The 19,418-nt window shown below is 70.3% G+C and carries 16 protein-coding genes; 10 read left to right on the forward strand and 6 right to left on the reverse strand.

The genetic code is table 11. From position 1 onward, the window contains the following. Window positions 1-117 precede the first annotated feature (117 nt). The 6 genes from ACIRU3_RS13445 (at window position 118) to ACIRU3_RS13470 (ending at window position 6,183) form a co-directional block, all read left to right on the forward strand. On the forward strand, window positions 118-1,479 hold the full coding sequence (locus tag ACIRU3_RS13445) for a TraR/DksA C4-type zinc finger protein (RefSeq protein ID WP_404055598.1): 1,362 nt from the start codon (window positions 118-120) through the stop codon (window positions 1,477-1,479). Between the two features lie 67 nt (window positions 1,480-1,546). Then, complete coding sequence (gene lspA / locus ACIRU3_RS13450; RefSeq protein ID WP_404055600.1) at window positions 1,547-2,164, forward strand: signal peptidase II; 618 nt, start codon at window positions 1,547-1,549, stop codon at window positions 2,162-2,164. A 74-nt stretch (window positions 2,165-2,238) separates the two neighbouring features. After that, on the forward strand, window positions 2,239-3,183 hold the full coding sequence (locus tag ACIRU3_RS13455) for an RluA family pseudouridine synthase (RefSeq protein ID WP_404055602.1): 945 nt from the start codon (window positions 2,239-2,241) through the stop codon (window positions 3,181-3,183). Beyond that, a complete protein-coding gene (locus ACIRU3_RS13460; RefSeq protein ID WP_404055604.1) occupies window positions 3,180-3,647 on the forward strand; it encodes a GNAT family N-acetyltransferase in 468 nt (155 codons plus the stop codon). Before ACIRU3_RS13455 ends, ACIRU3_RS13460 begins: the two co-directional genes overlap by 4 nt. Before the next feature lie 86 nt (window positions 3,648-3,733). After that, complete coding sequence (locus ACIRU3_RS13465) at window positions 3,734-5,320, forward strand: Na+/H+ antiporter (RefSeq protein ID WP_404055606.1); 1,587 nt, start codon at window positions 3,734-3,736, stop codon at window positions 5,318-5,320. Window positions 5,321-5,442: 122 nt separating this feature from the next. After that, window positions 5,443-6,183, forward strand: coding sequence for an SDR family NAD(P)-dependent oxidoreductase (locus tag ACIRU3_RS13470; RefSeq protein ID WP_404055608.1), 741 nt, complete (start codon window positions 5,443-5,445; stop codon window positions 6,181-6,183). Here the strand turns inward: ACIRU3_RS13470 and ACIRU3_RS13475 are convergent. Further along, complete coding sequence (locus ACIRU3_RS13475) at window positions 6,115-7,218, reverse strand: mechanosensitive ion channel family protein (protein WP_404055610.1); 1,104 nt, start codon at window positions 7,216-7,218, stop codon at window positions 6,115-6,117. The genes ACIRU3_RS13470 and ACIRU3_RS13475 overlap by 69 nt on opposite strands. Before the next feature lie 107 nt (window positions 7,219-7,325). On the opposite strand from ACIRU3_RS13475, the gene ACIRU3_RS13480 reads away from it, so the two are divergent. After that, window positions 7,326-7,895, forward strand: a complete 570-nt coding sequence (locus ACIRU3_RS13480; RefSeq protein ID WP_404055612.1) for a dienelactone hydrolase family protein — start codon at window positions 7,326-7,328, stop codon at window positions 7,893-7,895. 109 nt (window positions 7,896-8,004) lie between these two features. Here ACIRU3_RS13480 and ACIRU3_RS13485 read toward each other — a convergent pair whose 3' ends face one another. The 4 genes from ACIRU3_RS13485 to ACIRU3_RS13500 all read right to left on the reverse strand — a co-directional run bounded on the left by ACIRU3_RS13485 (window position 8,005) and on the right by ACIRU3_RS13500 (window position 12,767). Next, a complete protein-coding gene (locus tag ACIRU3_RS13485; protein ID WP_404055614.1) occupies window positions 8,005-9,675 on the reverse strand; it encodes an alkaline phosphatase D family protein in 1,671 nt (556 codons plus the stop codon). Window positions 9,676-9,767: 92 nt separating this feature from the next. Next, entirely contained in the window at window positions 9,768-10,586 is an 819-nt protein-coding gene (locus tag ACIRU3_RS13490) for a thioredoxin domain-containing protein (RefSeq protein WP_404055618.1), read from the reverse strand. Window positions 10,587-10,687: 101 nt separating this feature from the next. Then, window positions 10,688-11,374, reverse strand: a complete 687-nt coding sequence (locus ACIRU3_RS13495) for a hypothetical protein (RefSeq protein WP_404055619.1) — start codon at window positions 11,372-11,374, stop codon at window positions 10,688-10,690. A gap of 67 nt (window positions 11,375-11,441) precedes the next feature. Continuing rightward, window positions 11,442-12,767, reverse strand: coding sequence for a DUF2252 domain-containing protein (locus ACIRU3_RS13500; RefSeq protein WP_404055621.1), 1,326 nt, complete (start codon window positions 12,765-12,767; stop codon window positions 11,442-11,444). A 247-nt stretch (window positions 12,768-13,014) separates the two neighbouring features. Here ACIRU3_RS13500 and dnaE point away from each other — a divergent pair, with 247 nt between their 5' ends. Then, window positions 13,015-16,554 (forward strand): DNA polymerase III subunit alpha, encoded by a 3,540-nt coding sequence (dnaE, locus tag ACIRU3_RS13505; RefSeq protein ID WP_404055623.1) that lies wholly within the window; start codon window positions 13,015-13,017, stop codon window positions 16,552-16,554. 71 nt (window positions 16,555-16,625) lie between these two features. Here the strand turns inward: dnaE and ACIRU3_RS13510 are convergent, their stop codons facing one another. Further along, on the reverse strand, window positions 16,626-16,802 hold the full coding sequence (locus tag ACIRU3_RS13510) for a hypothetical protein (protein ID WP_404055625.1): 177 nt from the start codon (window positions 16,800-16,802) through the stop codon (window positions 16,626-16,628). Window positions 16,803-17,027: 225 nt separating this feature from the next. Here ACIRU3_RS13510 and ACIRU3_RS13515 point away from each other — a divergent pair, with 225 nt between their 5' ends. Then, window positions 17,028-18,248 (forward strand): NYN domain-containing protein, encoded by a 1,221-nt coding sequence (locus ACIRU3_RS13515; RefSeq protein WP_404055627.1) that lies wholly within the window; start codon window positions 17,028-17,030, stop codon window positions 18,246-18,248. A gap of 94 nt (window positions 18,249-18,342) precedes the next feature. Continuing rightward, window positions 18,343-19,356, forward strand: coding sequence for an ABC transporter ATP-binding protein (locus tag ACIRU3_RS13520; protein ID WP_404055629.1), 1,014 nt, complete (start codon window positions 18,343-18,345; stop codon window positions 19,354-19,356). Window positions 19,357-19,418: the final 62 nt, after the last annotated feature.

Raw genomic sequence — 19,418 nt, forward strand, 5'->3', positions numbered from 1 at the left:
GAGGGGGGCGCGGGCGGGCGAATCGGGCGGTGTGCCCCGTTGCCGCGGGACTCAAGTCGATTTATCGTCCCAGCACGATTCGCGTGCAAGATCACAATATGTGAAGGGGCCGCGGCCATGGTGGCGAAGAAGACCGCCGTACAGCAGCCGGCGACCGGCCGCTCCAGGGGTTCGGCCGCCCCCGGTGGCGAGGCCAAGGGAGCCGGCGGCAAGAAGACCACGCGCGCGGGGGCCACGGCGTCCGAGCGGGCGGGGCCGGCGAAGACGGTCCGGACGCCTGCCGACGGGGCGGAGCGGGGAGAGGGGCCGTCGGACAGGACGACGGCCGCCCGGGCGGCGAAGCACCCGCCCGGGGAGGACAGGGACAGGGGCGCTGCCGCCGAGAAGGCGGCGGGAGAGGAGCGCGGGGGCAGGAGGAGCGCTGCGGCGGGGGCCGGGAAGAAGACGCCCACCGGGGAGAACGGCACGAAGTCTGCCGCCAGGAAGCCTGTCGCCAGGAAGACGGCCGCCAAGGAAGCGGCGGCCGAGCGGACGCCGGCCGAGGAGGCAGGAGCCGAGATCGAGAAGGCAGGGGCACGGAAAGCAGAGGCCAAGGAGGCAGGGGCCAAGAAGGCAGCGGCGAAAAGGGCGGCCGCCAAGGGGTCGGACGCCAAGGAGGCGGCTGCCACAGGGAAGGAAGCCGCCAGGAAGGCTGCCACCGGGAAGGCGGATGCCGAGAAGGCTGCCGTCACGGAGGCGGCCGCCGGGAAGCCTGCCAAGAAGACGGCGGCGAAGAAGGCGGTCTCCAAGGTGGCGGCCGCGACGAAGACGGCCGGCAAGAGGACGGTCGCCGAGGAGGCGGTCACGAAGGAGACGGCTGCCAGGAAGGCGGGCGGGAAGGCGGGCGGTAAGCGGGCTGTCACCCAGAAGGCGGTCGCCAAGGACGTCTCCACGGGGGCGGCCGAGAAGAGCACGGCCAAGAAAGCGGGCGCGGCGCGGGCCGCGAAGCAGACGGGAGCCACGACAGTGGTTGCGAAGAAGACTCCTGGCACGGCCACGGCGGAGAGCGCAGTCCCCAAGGCGCGGGTCGCCGCGGCGGAGCCCGGCGAACTGGCGGTGCGCCCCGGCGAGGACCCCTGGACCCCGGAAGAGGTCGAGGAGGCCCGCGCCGAGCTGCTGTCCGAGGGAGAACGGCTGCGGACCGAGATCAGCTCCTCCGAGGCCTCCCTCGTGGGCCTGATGCGCGACTCCGGGGACGGCGCCGGCGACGACCAGGCCGACACCGGGACCAAGAACATCACGCGCGAGCACGAGATGGCCCTGGCCGCCAACGCGCGCGAGATGCTGATCCAGACCGAGCGCGCCCTGGAACGGCTCGACGCGGGCACCTACGGCCTGTGCGAGAACTGCGGCAACCCCATCGGCAAGGCCCGCATGCAGGCGTTCCCGAGGGCCACTCTGTGCGTGGAGTGCAAACAGAAGCAGGAACGTCGCTCCTGAGCACGAGGGTCCCGCGGGGCGTGCCGTAGTCTCGTCCCCAGTCAGGCACCTAGGTTGAGGGACTCACGTGGCAGAGGCGGAGCGCATCATCGGTACGCCGGACACCCCGGGCGACAGCGACGAGCACACGGCGGCGGCCGCACCGCCCGTCACGTCCGGCGCGGGCGAGCAGGAAACGCCGGCGCGGCAGCAGACCGGGCGCGGGCGCCGGATCGCCGTGCTGTTCGCGGTGGCCGCCTTCGCGTACGCCCTCGACCTGATCAGCAAGATGCTCGTGGTCGCGAAGCTGGAGCACCGCGCGCCGATCCAGCTGATCGGAGACTGGCTGGAGCTGCACGCCATCCGCAACCCCGGCGCGGCCTTCGGCTTCGGCGCTGCCTTCACGATCATCTTCACGCTGATCGCGGCCGCCGTGATCGTGGTGATCTTCCGTCTGGCCCGCAAGCTCTACAGCTTCCCCTGGGCGGTCGCGCTCGGCCTGCTGCTCGGCGGCGCGCTCGGCAACCTCACCGACCGGATCTTCCGGGCGCCCGGGATCTTCGAGGGCGAGGTCGTGGACTTCATCGCGCCCAAGGGCTTCGCGGTGTTCAACCTGGCCGACTCGGCGATCGTGTGCGGCGGCATCCTGATCGTGCTGCTGTCCTTCCGCGGCCTGGACCCGGACGGCACCGTCCACAAGGACTGAGGCCGGCCCCGTTCGCGGGGTCGTTGTCCACAGGCCCGGTCGGGGCCGTCGGCCCGGTCCGGCATACTCGTCGGGTGAGCACGATTCCCGAGATCCGAACCCTGCCCGTGCCCGACGGCCTGGAGGGCGAGCGCATCGACGCCGCCATCTCCCGCATGTTCGGCTTCTCCCGCACCAAGGCGGCGGAGCTGGCCGCGGCCGGCAAGGTCCAGGTCGACGGCACGGTGGTCGGCAAGTCGGAGCGGGTGCACGGAGGCGCCTGGCTCGAGGTCGAGATGCCCCAGGCGCCCGCGCCGGTGCAGGTGGTCGCCGAGCCGGTCGAGGGCATGGAGATCGTGCACGACGACGATGACGTGGTCGTGATCGTCAAGCCGGTCGGCGTGGCGGCGCACCCCTCGCCGGGCTGGAGCGGCCCGACCGTCATCGGCGGTCTCGCCGCCGCCGGGTACCGGATCTCCACCTCGGGCGCCGCCGAGCGCCAGGGCATCGTGCACCGCCTGGACGTCGGTACCTCCGGCCTGATGGTGGTCGCGAAGTCCGAGTACGCGTACACGTCGCTCAAGCGCCAGTTCAAGGAGCGCACGGTCGACAAGCGCTACCACGCCCTCGTCCAGGGCCACCCGGACCCGACGAGCGGCACGATCGACGCCCCGATCGGCCGGCACCCGAACCACGACTACAAGTGGGCGGTCACGGCCGACGGCAAGCCCTCCGTGACCCACTACGACCTCATCGAGGCCTTCCGCGCCGCCTCCCTGCTCGACGTGAAGCTGGAGACCGGCCGCACCCACCAGATCCGCGTCCACATGTCCGCCCACCGTCACCCCTGCGTCGGTGACCTGACCTACGGCGCCGACCCGACCCTCGCCAAGCGGCTGCGCCTGACCCGCCAGTGGCTGCACGCCGTACGGCTCGGCTTCGAGCACCCCGGGGACGGCCAGTGGGTGGAGTTCGAGTGCGACTACCCGGAGGACCTGCGGACGGCCCTCGACCAGGTCCGCGAGGAGACGTACGGGTGAGTACGCCGTACACCGTCCGGATCGCCGAGGATCCCGCCGACCGCGAGGCCTGCTTCGCGGTGCGCAAGGAGGTCTTCGTCGTCGAGCAGGGCGTTCCGCAGGACATCGAGTACGACGCGTACGACGCCGTCGCCGTGCATGTGCTGGCGGTCCGCGAGGACGGCGTGCCGCTCGGCACCGGGCGCCTGCTGTTCGGCGAGGCGGCCGCCGGGAAGACCGGCGGGGACGCCTCGGTGGGCTCCCTGGGGCGGCTCGCCGTCGCCGGTGCGGCGCGTGGGCTGGGTGTCGGCGTGGCCCTGGTGCGGGCCGTCGAGGAGGCGGCACGCGCGCGCGGACTGGCAGCGGTGGACCTGCACGCGCAGACCCACGCCCTGGGCTTCTACGAGCGCCTCGGGTACGAGGCGTACGGCCCGGAGTTCCCGGACGCAGGGATCCCGCACCGGGCGATGCGGCGCGTCCTGTAGCCGAGGGCGCCGCAACGACTGGTGGGCCGGGGGCCGTGGCAGGCTGGGGGCCTGCCGTGTGATCGTCGACTCCCGGAGCGCCGGCCGTGGATCAGTTGGCTCTGTTGTTCGTGGTGCTGCTCGGGGCCCTGGTGAGCGTTCCGGTGGGGGACCGGTTCGGACTGCCGGCGCCGGTGCTGATGACCGTGTTCGGCGGCATCCTGGCAGTGGCCGACTTCGTCCCCAACGTGGACATCCCGCCCGAGCTGATCCTGCCCGGACTGCTGCCGCCCCTGCTCTACGCCGCCGTACGGCGGACCTCGTGGCGCCAGTTCGCCGCCAACAAACGGCCGATCTTCCTGCTGGCCGTCGCCCTGGTGTTCGTGACGACGGTGTGCGTGGCCGCCGTCGCCCATGCGATCGTGCCCGGGCTGCCGGTCGCCGCCGCCGTGGCGCTGGGTGCGCTGATCGCCCCGCCCGACCCGGTCGCCGCCACCGCCGTCGCCGGGCAGCTCGGACTGCCGCGCCGGCTGGTGTCGATCCTGGAGGGCGAAGGGCTCTTCAACGACGTCACGGCCATCGTGCTCTACCACGTGGCGATCGCCGCCGCCGTGAGCGGGGAGTTCTCGCCATGGCACGCAGGGCTGGACCTGGTTCTGTCCGCCGTGGTCGCGGTCGCCATCGGGCTGGTGCTGGGCTGGGGCGCGAACAAGCTGATGGACCTGCTCGGTGACGCGACCCTGCAGATCGGGCTGACCCTGCTGGTGCCGTACGCCTCCTACGTGCTCGCGGAGGTGCTGCAGGGGTCCGGGGTTCTCGCCGTGCTCACCACGGCCCTCTTCCTCGCCGAGTACGCCACCGACGCCGACGACGTGATGACCCGGCTGGCCGGGTACACCTTCTGGGACATCATCGACACGCTCGTCACCGGGGTCGCCTTCGGCCTGATCGGCCTGGAACTGCACAACGCGATCAGGACGGCCGCCGGGCGCTGGGGCGAGCTGCTCGGCTGGGCCGCCATGACCGTGGGTGTCGTCGTCCTGGTACGGCTGCTGTGGCTGATGCCCGCGACCTGGCTGACCAAGCGGCTGCACGCCCGGCGGGACTACGACGAGGACATCCCGTTGAGCTGGCGGGAGACCGTCGTGATGTGGTGGTCCGGGATGCGCGGGGTGGCCTCGGTCGCGCTGGCGCTCGCGATCCCGCTCAAGACCGACGACGGGGCCCCGTTTCCCGACCGGGACGAGATCGTGTTCATCGCCTTCGGGGTCATCATCGCCACACTCGTGCTGCAGGGGCTGACTCTGCCCTGGCTGGTGAAGCGGCTCGGGGTACGGGCCGACGCCGAGCGGGAGAAGGAGTTCGAGAAGGAGCTGGCGCGGCGGGCCGCGAAGGCGGCGAAGCGGAAACTGCGGGAGATCGAGCAGGTGGAGGAGTTGCCGGAGGAGCTGTCGGAGCAGATGCTGCGGCGGGCCTTCGACATCGGGATCCGGATCAGCCCGGACATGGGGGAGGAGGAGCGGCGGGAGGCGTATCGCCAGCGGGCGCGGAGGCTGAAGCGGGTGCGGCGGATTCAGGGGGAGATGCTCAGCGCGGCGCGGCACGAAGTGCTGGCCGCGCGGAGCGAACCGGGGGCGGATCCGGAGATCGTGGACCGGGTGCTCAGGCATCTCGATGTGCGCAGCCTGCGCTGACGTGTCTCTCCCGGTGTGCGGGTCCGGTCCCTCCGCTCAGGCCGTGCTCGAAAGTCGTACAAACGGGTCGGGGCTGTGGATATCCGGAGGCCTCCGCGTGCGGTCGTCCGTAGTCTCGGATCATGACTCGCAACATCGTGATCAGTGGTGGTGGTACGGGGATCGGGCTCGTGACGGCGCATGCCTTCGCGGCGGACGGGGATCGGGTGCTGCTCCTCGGGCGGCGCGCGGAGGTGCTGGAGAAGGCCGGGGTGCCCGGTGCACTCACCTGCGCGGCGGATCTGGCCGAGCCAGGTGACGTGCGCCGCGTCGCCCGGTTCGTCGCCGAGGAACTCGGCACCGTCGACGTGCTCGTGCACAACGCGGGCGGCGCGGGGAACCTGGAGCCCCCGGCCGACAGCGAGGACCCCCTCGACCGGGTGTACCGCGACTGGACGGTCAACTTCCGGCTGAACGTCCTCACCGCCGCTCTCCTCACCGAAGCGCTGAAGGACCGGCTCGCCGAGCCCGGCGGCCGGGTGCTCCTCCTCAGTTCCATCGCCGCCTACCGGGGCTCGGGCAGAGGTGCGTACGCGGCGGCCAAGGCAGGGCTGCATCCGTACGCCCATGACCTGGCCCGTGAGCTGGGCCCGCGCGGCATCACCGTGAACGTGGTGGCACCCGGGTACATCGAGGACACCGAGTTCTTCGGCGACGCCATGGACGAGGCACGGCGGGAGCGGCTCATCGCCGACACCTCGACCGGCCGCGCCGGGACACCGGGGGATGTGGCCGCCACTCTGCACTGGCTGGCCTCACCCGGCGCCGGGCACATCACCTCGCAGATCATCCAGGTCAACGGCGGTGCCGAACGCGGGCACTGACGGCGGGAGGACCGCGTCCGCGGTGTTGACGCGCGGAAGAGCGTGGGGGTGTTCCGCGGACAGCCAGGTGATCATCTGCTCGCGGACGGTGACCCGGACCGTCCAGATGTCGTCCGCGTCCTTCGCGGTCGCCAGGGCACGCACCTGGATGGTGTTCGGGGTCGTGTCCGTCACCTGCAGGCCGTAGGCGCGGCCGTCCCAGGCCGGGCACTGGCGCAGGATGTCGCGGAGCTTCTCGCGCATCGCCTCGATCGGAGCGCTGTGGTCGAGCTGCCAGTAGACGGTGCCCGTCATCTCCGGGGTGCCCCGCGACCAGTTCTCGAAGGGTTTGGAGGTGAAGTACGACACAGGCATCGTGATCCGGCGCTCGTCCCAGGTCCGTACCGTCAGAAAGGTCAGGGTGATCTCCTCGACCGTGCCCCACTCTCCGTCCACCACGACGGTGTCGCCGATGCGGACCATGTCGCCGAAGGCGATCTGCAGTCCGGCGAACATGTTCGAAAGGGTGGACTGGGCGGCGACACCGGCGACGATCCCGAGGATGCCGGCGGAGGCCAGCAGCGAGGCACCGGCCGCACGCATCGCCGGGAACGTCAGAAGCATCGAGGCGCTCGCCACCACGATGACGATCGCGGAGACCACCCGCATGATCAGCTCCACCTGGGTGCGGACCCGGCGCACCCGGGCGGCGTCCCGGTGGGCGCGTGCGTAGCGGCTGTAGGAGGTCTCGACGATCGCCGAGGCGATCCGGATCACCAACCAGGCGGCGGACCCGATCAGCACCAGCGTCAGGGCCCGGCCCGCGCCGACCTGATGGCGCTCCAGCAGTTTCGTCTGGTCGTAGGAGCCTCTGAGCAGCGCGGTGCACAGGACGAGTTGATAGGGGACACGGCCGCGTCGCAGCAGGTCCCACAGCGGGGTCTCCGGGTTTCGTTCGTCGGCCTTGCGCAGCAGTCGGTCGGTGGCCCAGCCGATCGCCAGGGTGAGCAGCACCGAGCCGCCGATCACGATCAGGGGGCGGAGTACGTTCTCCATGTCTCGGCGCCTAACCGGCCCGGCGGGGTCATGAACCTGTGTGTTACCGGCGCATCCGGGTACGGCCGCGGTGTGGTGGTGTCCGGGCCGGCTGGCACCATGGCCTCATGAACATCATGCTCTTTCACTCGACCTACGGGCTCAGGCCCGCGGTGCGCGAGGCCGCGGACCGGTTGCGCGCGGCGGGCCACGAGGTGTGGACACCGGACCTCTTCGAGGGACGCACGTTCGACACGGTCGAGGAGGGAATGGAGTTCAAGGAAGGGATCGGCAAGGAGGAACTGCTGAAGCGGGCCGTGCTGGCGGCGGCGCCGTACTCGGAGCCGGGGCTCGTCTACGCCGGGTTCTCGCTCGGGGCCTCCGTCGCGCAGACCCTGGCCCTGGGCGACGAGAAGGCCCGTGGCCTGCTCCTCCTGCACGGCACGTCGGACATCGCGCCGAACGCGCAGGCGGACGAGCTTCCCGTGCAGTTGCACGTGGCCGAGCCGGACCCGTTCGAGACGGACGACTGGCTGAGCGCCTGGTACCTGCAGATGGGCAGGGCGGGGGCGGAGGTGGAGATCTACCGGTATGCCGGTGCGGGTCACCTCTACACGGACCCCGGCCTGCCGGACTACGACGAGGAGGCCGCCGAGTCGACCTGGCGGGTGGTCCTCGGCTTCCTCGACAGTCTGTGACGGCCGCCCGGACCCGGGCCGGCCGTCGAGCGGCCCGGGCCGTTCAGGAACGCTGCGGGCGGACCGCCGAGGTGACGATCCGCCCGTACGCGGATGGCTCCGATGACCCCTACACCGGGTCGTAGGTGCGCTCGATCTTCTGGGTGCCGCTGCGGGTGCGGTACGAACGCGCCCAGGAGGACGTCGCGTTCGTGTCCGTGCGGTCGGACAGGACGTAGTAGTCCATCTGCGCGCGGTCGGCGGTGATGTCCAGGATGCCGTAGCCGTGACGGTCGGTGTCCACCCAGTGGACGTGCCGGTTGGCGGCGCGGATGACCGGCGAGGCGATCGCCGAGACGGTGCCCTCGGGGACCTTCACGATGTCGTCGAGGTTGTCGGAGGTCACCGAGGTGACCACGAACTCCGTGGCCGCCGAGGCCGACAGCGGGTAGGTGCCCGCGTCCACCGGCACGTCGTTGGCCCACGCCATGTGGATGTCACCGGTCAGGAAGACGGTGTTGCCGATGGCGTTGGAGCGCAGATGGTCCAGCAGCTCGCGGCGGTCGTCGGTGTAGCCGTCCCACTGGTCTGTGTTGAGGCCGATGCCGTCCTCGGGCAGCCCCATCAGCTTGGCCAGCGGCTTGAACAGGTCGGCGGTGAGGGAACCGATGACGAACGGCGAGATCATCACCGAGTTGCCGACCAGCCGCCACTTGGTGTCGGAGGCCTTCAGCCCGGTCTTCAGCCAGTCGAGCTGGGCGCGTCCGGTGATCGTACGGTTCGGGTCGTCCACCGAGCCGCTGGCCGTGGAGGCCTGCTGGGAGCGGAAGGAGCGCAGGTCCAGCAGGGAGAGGTCGACGAGCTTGCCGAAGCGCAGCCGGCGGTAGGTGGTGCCGGCGATCGCGGGGCGGACCGGCATCCACTCGAAGTAGGCCTGCTTGGCGGCGGCCTGACGGGCCGACCAGGTTCCCTCGGCGCCCTCGGTGTGGTTGACCGCGCCGCCCGACCAGGAGTTGTCGGCGAACTCGTGGTCGTCCCAGATCGCGACGACCGGTGCCTTCAGGTGCAGTGCCTGCAGGTCGGGGTCGGTCTTGTACTTCGCGTGCCGGGTCCGGTAGTCGGCGAGGGTGATGATCTCGTTCGCCGGTGCGTGCGGGCGGACGACCTTGCCCCGGGTCCCGTACTCGCCGGACTTGTACTCGTAGATGTAGTCGCCGAGGTGCAGCCAGGCGTCGAGGTCCGTGCGGGCCGCGAGGTGGCGGTAGGCGGAGAAGTAGCCCGCCTCCCAGTTGGCACAGGAGACCACGCCGAAGCGCAGGCCGGACACGGCGGCGTCGGCCGCCGGCGCGGTGCGGGTGCGCGCCGCCGGGGAGTCGGTGCCGCCGGCCGAGAAGCGGAACCAGTAGTCGGTGGCCGGTGCAAGACCGCGGACGTCGGCCTTCACGGTGTGGTCCGAGGCGGCCCTCGCCGTGGTGGAGCCCTTGGCGACGATGCTGGTGAACGCCTTGTCCTTGGCGACGACCCAGCTCACCTCGGTGTCCGGGCCGATCCCGGAGCCGGGTATCGCCTCGGGCGTGGGGGTCACCCGGGTCCACAGCAGGACGCCGTCGGGCAGCGGGTCGCCGGAGGCGACACCGTGCAGGAAGGCGGGGGCGTCCGTGGCGGCGCGGGCAGGGAGCGCGGCGGCGAGCGGGCCGGCCAGCACAGCAGTCGCCGCCGCGGCCTTGACGACCGTACGGCGGCGGGGCGAGAGCGAGTTGAGGCCCTTGGGTGCCTCGGATGATCTGTATCGACTGGTCACGACCGATCAGGTTACTGATCGGTATGCGCCAGAGCGGGCGAACTCAGAAAGTTCGCCCGCTCTTCACGCGGTGATCAGTTACTGACGGGAGGTCAGCCCTTGAGAGCCGCGTCGATCGCCTTGGTGAAGTCGGCGGCCGTCATGGGCGGATTGCCCTGGCTGTCGACGGTGAGCTTCTTGCCGTCCATGACGAAGCTCGGGGTGCCCGTCACCTTGTCCTTGTTGTCGTCGAAGCTCTTCGACATGGCCATCGCCCAGGCGTCGTAGGTGCCCTTCTCGACCGCGTCCTGGAACTTCTTGTTGTTCTTCAGCGCGGGCACGGTGTCGGCGACCTTGATGAGGTAGCTGTCGTCCTTGAACTTGTCGGTCTGCTCGGCCGGGTGCCACTTCGCCGAGTACAGCGCGGTCTTGTACTCGGCGAACGCCTCGGGGCTGACGTTCAGCGCGGCGCCCAGGGCACTCAGCGCGTTCTTGGAGCCCTGGCCGTTGTCCTTCTTGTCGATGAACGTGGCACCGATGTACTGGATCTTGAACTTGCCGTCGTCGAGGTCCTTCTTCACCGTCGAGCCGACGCTCTGCTCGAACTGGGCGCAGACCGGGCAGCGCGAGTCCTCGTAGACCTTCAGGGTCTTTTTCGCGGTGTCCTTGCCTATGACGACCGTGGTGCCCTTGGCGCCCGTCGTGTTGGCCGGAGCGACGACCTTGGCGTCCTTCAAGCCCTCCCAGTAGCTGGGCTTGTTCATCTGGACCACGGCGTAGCCGATGCCGCCGGCCGCGGCCAGCACGCCCACGACCGAGGCGGCGACGATGACCTGTCGCCTGATCCTGTCGCGCCTGGCCTGCCGCTCGCGCTCCTGGCGCAGCCGCTCCCGAGCCGCCGTCTTCGCCGTCTGGCTGTTCCGCTTGCTCATATCGGTGATCTCCATGGGGGACGCGCACATGCCGTACGCGGGATACGTATGGGGGACTGATCGTGCTCAGTCGCCGTCGCTCGCGGAAGAGCGGTTGTCGCTCAGGCGAGGGCGGCGGGGGAGCACGGCGGTCCACGCCGTCCCAGGGAGTGCACGAGGAGCCGGTCGCGGGCGGTGGCCGGCCGGGGGGCCGGGCGCGGCAGCCGGCGCGTCGGGTACCGCCGTACGGCGACCGCGGCGACCGCAAGCAGCAGTGGCCGGAAGGTGGTCGCGGCGACCGCGCGCAGCAGCTGGGTCAGGGCACGCTCGCCCCGGCGCAGCCAGGCGGCGGCCACCAGACCCACGCAGATGTGCGCGGCGAGCAGCAGCCAGGCGGCCGCCGGGCTGGCGTGCGCGAGCAGTGCCCCGGCGCTGCGGCCCGGGGCGCCGGTGACCTGGGCCAGTGGGGTGCCCACCGCGCCCTGGCACAGCACGTCCAGGCCGACGGCGCGCAGCGGTCCGGCGATCGGGCCGCCTGCCCTGCCGTAACAGGCGTGCTGGCCGGTGGTGAACACCGTGTCCGCGGCCAGCTCCAGCGGGATCAACAGGGCCGCGATCCGGCCGAAGCCGCGCTCGCGGCCCGCCAGCGCGTACGCGGTCAGGAACACGCCGGCGGCGACTGCGGCCACGGTCGCGACCGGCAGCGGGGCCCGGGACAGCAGAACGTGCGACGCGGTGCTGAGCGTCACGACGACAGCCGTGAACAGCGCCGCGCGCACGGCTCTGAGCTGGGTCCCGGATATGTCCATAGCGAAAGGAGAGTGTGTCACGTACGCGGGTAAAGGACCCCTAAAGGGTGCCTGTGAGTGTGCGAGGTTACAGCCCCGGAATCCGGCCGTTGCGGAACAGGTCGACGAAGACCTGGTGGTCGGCACGCGCGCGTGCGCCGTAGCTGTGCGCGAAGTCGACCAGGAGAGGCGCGAAGCCGTCCTCGTCGGCCGCGAGCGCCGCGTCGATGGCCCGCTCGGTGGAGAACGGCACCAGGGACTCGCCGGAGGTGTCGTCCGCCGCCGCGTGCATCGTGGCCGTGGCCCGGCCCAGGTCGGCGACGACGGCCGCGATCTCCTCCGGGTCGTCGATGTCGCCCCAGTCCAGGTCGACGGCGTACGGCGAGACCTCGGCGACCAGCTGGCCCGCGCCGTCCAGCTCGGTCCAGCCGAGCCACGGGTCGGCGTGCGCCTGCAGGGCGCGCTGGGAGATCACCGTGCGGTGACCCTCGTGCTGGAAGTACTCCGCGATCGCCGGGTCCGTGATGTGCCGGGAGACGGCCGGGGTCTGGGCCTGCTTGATGTAGATCACGACGTCGTTCTCCAGGGCGTCGCTGTGACCCTCCAGGAGGATGTTGTACGACGGCAGGCCCGCCGAGCCGATGCCGATGCCGCGACGGCCCACGACGTCCTTCACCCGGTAGGAGTCCGGGCGGGCCAGGGAGGAGTCCGGGAGGGTCTCCAGGTAGCCGTCGAAGGCGGCCAGCACCTTGTAGCGAGTGGCCGCGTCCAGCTCGACGGAGCCGCCGCCCGGCGCGAAGCGGCGCTCGAAGTCGCGGATCTCGGTCATCGAGTCCAGCAGCTCGAAGCGGGTCAGCGAGCGGGCGTCACGCAGCGCGTCCAGCAGCGGACCCTGCGCGGTGTCCAGCGTGAACGGCGGCACCTCGTCGCGCTTGGCGCCCGTGGCCAGGGCGTGGATGCGCTCGCGGTAGGCGGCCGCGTAGATCGTCACCAGTTCGGTGATCTGCTCGTCGCTGAGCGCCTTCGCGTACCCGATGAGCGCCACGGAGGCGGCGAAGCGCTTCAGGTCCCAGGTGAAGGGGCCGACGTAGGCCTCGTCGAAGTCGTTGACGTTGAAGACCAGGCGGCCGTTGGAGTCCATGTAGGTGCCGAAGTTCTCGGCGTGCAGATCGCCGTGGATCCACACGCGCGAGGTGCGGTCGTCCAGGTACGGGCCGCCGCGCTTCTCCGCGTCGAGATCGTAGTAGAAGAGGCCCGCCGTACCCCGGTAGAACGCGAACGCCGAGGCTGCCATCTTCCGGAACTTCACCCGGAACGCGGCCGGGTCGGCGGCCAGGAGCCGGCCGAAGGCGGTGTCGAAGACGGCGAGGATCTCCTCGCCGCGCTGCTCGTCGTTGAGCTGGGGAACCGACATCGCGGGGTGCCTCCTGGGGCAGGACGGGTGGTGCATGAACGTGCGGGAACGAGTACGGCAGCGCTTCCGCCGTCTCAACGGGCGACGCCACGCGGGAGTGCCCGGTTCCCGCATGAAGGTACGCCGCGATCGCCCGCGGGTGTCAGTGGCGGGGCATAGGATTCGACGTTGTCCCCCAGACCGTCCGCGGTCGGTCCACAGCCGGTCGGAAGATCGTAGACACCTGTTTTCTTTGGAGGCCGAAACCGTGTCAAAGCCGCCCTTCACGCACCTGCACGTTCACACCCAGTACTCGCTCCTGGACGGTGCCGCGCGGCTCAAGGACATGTTCGACGCGTGCAACGAGATGGGCATGACCCATATCGCCATGTCCGACCACGGCAACCTCCACGGGGCGTACGACTTCTTCCACACTGCGGAAAAGGCCGGAATCACCCCGATCATCGGTATCGAGGCGTATGTCGCCCCCGAGTCCCGGCGCAACAAGCGCAAGATCCAGTGGGGCCAGCCGCACCAGAAGCGGGACGACGTCTCCGGTTCGGGTGGTTACACCCACAAGACGATGTGGGCGGTGAACAGGACCGGCCTGCACAACATCTTCCGGCTGTCCTCGGACGCGTACGCCGAGGGCTGGCTGCAGAAGTGGCCGCGGATGGACAAGGAGACCATCTCGCAGTGGTCCGAGGGGATCGTCGCCTCCACCGGCTGCCCCTCGGGCGAGGTGCAGACCCGGCTGCGCCTCGGTCAGTTCGACGAGGCCATCAAGGCCGCCTCCGACTACCAGGACATCTTCGGCAAGGACCGCTACTTCCTGGAGCTGATGGACCACGGCATCGACATCGAGCACCGGGTCCGCGACGGCCTCCTGGAGATCGGCAAGAAGCTCGGCATCCCCCCGCTGGTCACCAACGACTCGCACTACACGTACGCGCACGAGGCGGGCGCCCACGACGCCCTGCTGTGCATCCAGACCGGCAAGAACCTCTCCGACCCGGACCGCTTCAAGTTCGACGGCACCGGCTACTACCTGAAGTCCACGGACGAGATGTACGCCATCGACTCCTCGGACGCCTGGCAGGAGGGCTGCGCCAACACGCTCCTCGTCGCCGAGATGGTCGACACCACGGGCATGTTCGAGGCGCGGAACCTCATGCCCAAGTTCGACATCCCCGAGGGCTTCACCGAGGTGACCTGGTTCAAGGAGGAGGTCCGCCGCGGCATGGAGCGCCGCTTCCCGGGCGGCATCCCCGAGGACCGCCAGAAGCAGGCCGAGTACGAGATGGACGTCATCATCCAGATGGGGTTCCCGGGCTACTTCCTCGTGGTCGCCGACTTCATCATGTGGGCCAAGAACAACGGCATCGCGGTCGGCCCCGGCCGAGGCTCCGCGGCCGGTTCGATCGTCGCCTACGCCATGGGCATCACCGACCTCGACCCGATCCCGCACGGTCTGATCTTCGAGCGCTTCCTCAACCCCGAGCGCGTCTCCATGCCCGACGTCGACATCGACTTCGACGAGCGCCGGCGCGTCGAAGTCATCAGGTACGTGACGGAGAAGTACGGCGCCGACAAGGTCGCCATGATCGGCACCTACGGCAAGATCAAGGCCAAGAACGCGATCAAGGACTCCGCGCGCGTGCTGGGCTACCCGTACGCCATGGGCGACCGCCTCACCAAGGCGATGCCCGCCGACGTCCTCGGCAAGGGCATCGACCTGAACGGCATCACCGACCCCTCGCACCCGCGCTACGGCGAGGCGGGCGAGATCCGCGGGATGTACGAGAACGAGCCGGACGTGAAGAAGGTCATCGACACCGCCAAGGGCGTCGAGGGTCTGGTCCGGCAGATGGGCGTGCACGCGGCCGGCGTGATCATGTCCAGCGAGACCATCACCGAGCACGTCCCGGTGTGGGTGCGGCACACCGACGGCGTGACCATCACGCAGTGGGACTACCCGAGCTGTGAGTCGCTCGGCCTGCTCAAGATGGACTTCCTGGGCCTGCGCAACCTCACGATCATGGACGACGCCGTCAAGATGGTGAAGTCCAACAAGGGCGTCGACATCGATCTGCTGAGCCTGCCGCTCGACGATCCGACGACCTTCGAACTGCTCCAGCGCGGCGACACCCTCGGCGTCTTCCAGTTCGACGGCGGCCCCATGCGCTCGTTGCTGCGCCTGATGAAGCCCGACAACTTCGAAGACATCTCCGCCGTGTCGGCGCTCTACCGTCCGGGCCCGATGGGCATGGACTCGCACACCAATTACGCCCTGCGCAAGAACAAGCTCCAGGAGATCACCCCGATCCACAAGGAGTTGGAGGAGCCTCTCGAAGAGGTCCTGGCCGTCACGTACGGCCTGATCGTCTACCAGGAGCAGGTGCAGAAGGCCGCCCAGATCATCGCGGGCTACTCGCTCGGCGAGGCCGACATCCTCCGCCGCGTGATGGGCAAGAAGAAGCCCGAGGAACTGGCCAAGAACTTCGTCCTCTTCCAGGAGGGCGCACGGAAGAAGGACTTCAGCGACGAGGCCATCCAGGCCCTGTGGGACGTGCTGGTCCCGTTCGCCGGCTACGCCTTCAACAAGGCCCACTCGGCCGCGTACGGCCTGGTCTCGTACTGGACCGCGTACCTCAAGGCGAACTACCCCGCCGAGTACATGGCCGCGCTCCTGACGTCCGTCAAGGACGACAAGGACAAGTCGGCCATCTATCTCAACGAGTGCCGCCGCATGGGCATCAAGGTGCTCCCGCCGAACGTGAACGAGTCGGTGCACAACTTCGCCGCCCAGGGCGACGACGTGATCCTCTTCGGCCTGGAGGCCGTGCGCAACGTCGGCACCAACGTGGTGGAGTCGATCATCAAGAGCCGCAAGGCGAAGGGCAAGTACGCCTCCTTCCCCGACTACCTCGACAAGGTCGAGGCGGTCGCGTGCAACAAGCGCACCACGGAGTCGCTGATCAAGGCAGGAGCCTTCGACACCCTGGGGCACACCCGCAAGGGCCTGACCGCCCAGTACGAGCCGATGATCGACAACGTGGTCGCGGTCAAGCGCAAGGAGGCCGAGGGACAGTTCGACCTCTTCGGCGGCATGGGCGAGGAGGAGAGCACCGAGCCCGGCTTCGGACTCGACGTGCAGTTCACCGACGAGGAGTGGGACAAGACCTATCTGCTCGCCCAGGAGCGGGAGATGCTCGGCCTGTACGTCTCCGACCACCCGCTCTTCGGCCTGGAGCACGTGCTGTCCGACAAGGCGGACGCGGGTATCTCCCAGCTCACCGGCGGTGAGCACGCGGACGGCGCGGTGGTCACCATCGGCGGCATCATCTCGGGTCTGCAGCGCAAGATGACCAAGCAGGGCAACGCCTGGGCGATCGCCACCGTCGAGGACCTCGCCGGCTCCATCGAGTGCATGTTCTTCCCGGCCAGCTACCAGCTGGTGTCGACCCAACTGGTCGAGGACGCGGTCGTGTTCGTCAAGGGCCGCCTCGACAAGCGCGAGGACGTGCCGCGACTGGTCGCGATGGAGCTGATGGTCCCCGACCTGTCCAACGCGGGCACCAACGCGCCGGTGATCCTCACCATCCCGGCCACCAGGGTCACCCCGCCGATGGTCAGCCGCCTCGGCGAGATCCTCAGCCATCACAAGGGTGACAGCGAGGTCCGCATCAAGCTCCAGGGCCCGCGCAAGACCACCGTGCTGCGCCTGGACCGGCACCGGGTCAAGCCGGATCCGGCGCTCTTCGGCGACCTGAAGGTGCTGCTCGGCCCGTCCTGCCTGGCGGGCTGAGCCGATGCGACGGGAAGGGGCGCGCCCTCGACGGGTGCGCCCCTTCCGTGTACCTGGGCTTCAACTGCCCTTTAGTTGTGGCCGAAGCGCTTCTGCTGCTTACGAGCAACATCCGCCGGGCTGCCCGGGACGTGCATCGGAGACTCGTGCGCCTCCGTGGACGACCGCTGTGCGTGCTCCTGAGCCTGCTCGGCCTGCGAAGCGCGGTTCTGCGGGCCACCCTGCTTGCGGTTCTTGTTCTTGGCCATGGTGATCTGCCTCCTGTGGGGGATCTAGGGGCCAGGGCCGGGACCAGATTCACATAGGCTGACATCAGGCGCATGTCGGATAATTACCGTGTGTGACAGGGTAAGTGAGCCGGCGATGTTCGCAAACGCCACGCCGAAGATCGAGTTCGGGCCGTTAAGCCCCGCGCTGTCGGGCAGACTCGAAGAAAGTCCGAAGCAATGCCTCCCGGGAAGAGGGTGAGTCGCGTGGACCGTTGCATCGTCCTGGTGGACGCCGGATATCTGCTGGGAGCCGCCGCCAGCCTCCTCGCCGGTGAGCCCTCCCGGTCCCGGATCACCGTCGACCATGCCGCGCTGATCCAGGCCCTGCGCGAACGCGCGGAGTCGGAGACCGAGCGCCCGCTGCTGCGCATCTACTGGTTCGACGGCGCCCCCGACCGGGTTCCCCAGCCGGAGCACCGCCGGCTGCGTGTGATGCCCCGGGTCACCGTCCGGCTCGGCGCGCTCACCCGCAGTGACGGACGGTGGGCGCAGAAGGGCGTGGACGCCGCCATGCACGCCGAGCTGACCGAGCTGGCCCGCAACCGGGCCTGCTCCGACGTCGTCCTCGTGACCGGCGACGGCGACCTGCTGCCCGGCATGATGGCCGCCAAGGAGCACGGCGTCGCCGTCCACCTGTGGGCCGTACAGGCCGCCGACGGGGACTACAACCAGTCCGAGGACCTGGTCGCCGAGGCCGACGAGCGGCGCGTACTGGACCGGGCCTGGATAACCCAGGCGGTCCGCGCCAAGGAGCTGACCGGCGTCTGCGCCCCGCCGCCCGCACCCCGCCCCGAGATCGCGGCGATCCTCTCCGCGCCGCTGCCAGAGTCCGCGCTCGGCACGGCCGCCGAGGGCCCCACGGAGGAGGGCGCCCACGCGCCGGCCGTCGCGGCGTCGGAGAACGGCAGCCAGGAGCGGGTGCCCGCCCCCAAGGGCGTACCCACGCCCAAGGACCTCGCCGCGCTGCGCGCACCCGGTGCTCAGACCGTGCAGCATCCGAGCACCGCGACCCTGAGGTGGTCCTCCGACAAGGGCTGGGTGGACCGGCCGGGCGGGGTCTCCGAGCCGCCCGAGGTCGCCTCCATGCCGACCCTGGCCCAGCTGACCACCGCCGAGCAGCGGTGGGCCGACCGGGAGGAGGACATCACCACGGTCGGCGGCGACCCGTACGAGGTGGGGCAGGTCTTCGCCCGCCGGTGGATCTCCCGGCTCGGCGACCAGAGCCATCTGCAGCGGCTGTCCACGATGTACCCGCGCATCCCGCACCGCATCGACGGCGAGCTGCTGCGCTACGCCGCCCGCTTCGGGCTGCTCGCCCACAAGGACGATCAGATCGACGAGCACGACCGTTACGCCATCCGGGCCGGCTTCTGGCGGGAGATCGACGTGCCTGCGGCTGCCGAGCATGCCCCGGCGGGGGAATGAGCCGGGACCTTCCCGGCGATGACGATGAGCGGCCGAGGGTGAGAAGAGGCCCCAAAGACGAGTAAAGGCCCCCGACCCCGTAGTCTCGTGCCTTGTGAGTACGCGCGCGGGACAGGCACTTCGGCATGACGAGGTCGTACGCGTGCGCGGGCTCAGCAAGACCTACCCGCCCGTGAAGGGGCGGCGCGGAGCGCCGGGTACGCCCGAGGTGCGGGCCACCGACGGCGTGGAACTGGATGTGCGGCGCGGCGAGATCTTCGGGCTGCTCGGGCCGAACGGCGCAGGCAAGTCCACCCTCGTACGGCAGCTGACCGGCCTGCTGCGGCCGGACACCGGCAGCGTCGAGATCCTCGGCCACGACATCGTCAGACACCCCGAGCGCGCCGCGCGCATCCTCGCCTACCTGGGGCAGGAGTCCTCCGCCCTGGACGAGCTGACCGTCGCGCTCGCCGCCGAGACCACCGGGCGGCTGCGCGGTCTGGACGTACGGCGGGCGCGGGCCGAGCGGGACGCCGTACTCGACGAACTGGGGCTCACCCCGATCGCCGGACGGGCGCTGAAGAAGCTGTCGGGCGGCCAGCGCAGGCTCGCCTGCCTCGCCGCGGCCCTCGTCGGGGAACGGGCGCTGCTCGTGCTGGACGAGCCGACCACCGGCATGGACCCGGTGGCCCGGCGCGCGGTGTGGACGGCCGTGGACCGGCGGCGGGCCGAGCGCGGCACGACCGTGGTGCTGGTCACCCACAACGTCATCGAGGCCGAGACCGTCCTGGACCGGGTCGCCGTTCTGGACCAGGGCCGGGTCATCGCCTGTGACACCCCGTCCGGGCTGAAGGAACAGGTGTCCGGCGAGGTACGGGTGGAGCTGGTGTGGCGGGAGCGGGCCCCGCTGGACGTGCCCGAGGTCGCCGTGCTGCGCGAACGGGCCGTGGAGTCCGGCCGGCGCTGGACGCTCCGGCTCGCGCCCGAGGAGGCCCGGGCCGCCGTCGCCACGGTGACCGGCGGGGCGGCCTTCGCCGCGCTGGACGACTTCACGCTCGCCACACCCAGCCTGGAGGACGTCTACCTGGCGCTGGGCGGGGCGGCGCGCCAGGGGCTGGTGAAGGCGTGAGCGGGCGGGGCGCCGGATGCGTATCGTCCCTGTGGGGGTCCCGTGCGTGGCCCCGGGAGGAC

Origin of the sequence: Streptomyces sp. NPDC101151, assembly GCF_044768335.1 — a bacterium.
GTDB lineage: Bacteria > Actinomycetota > Actinomycetes > Streptomycetales > Streptomycetaceae > Streptomyces.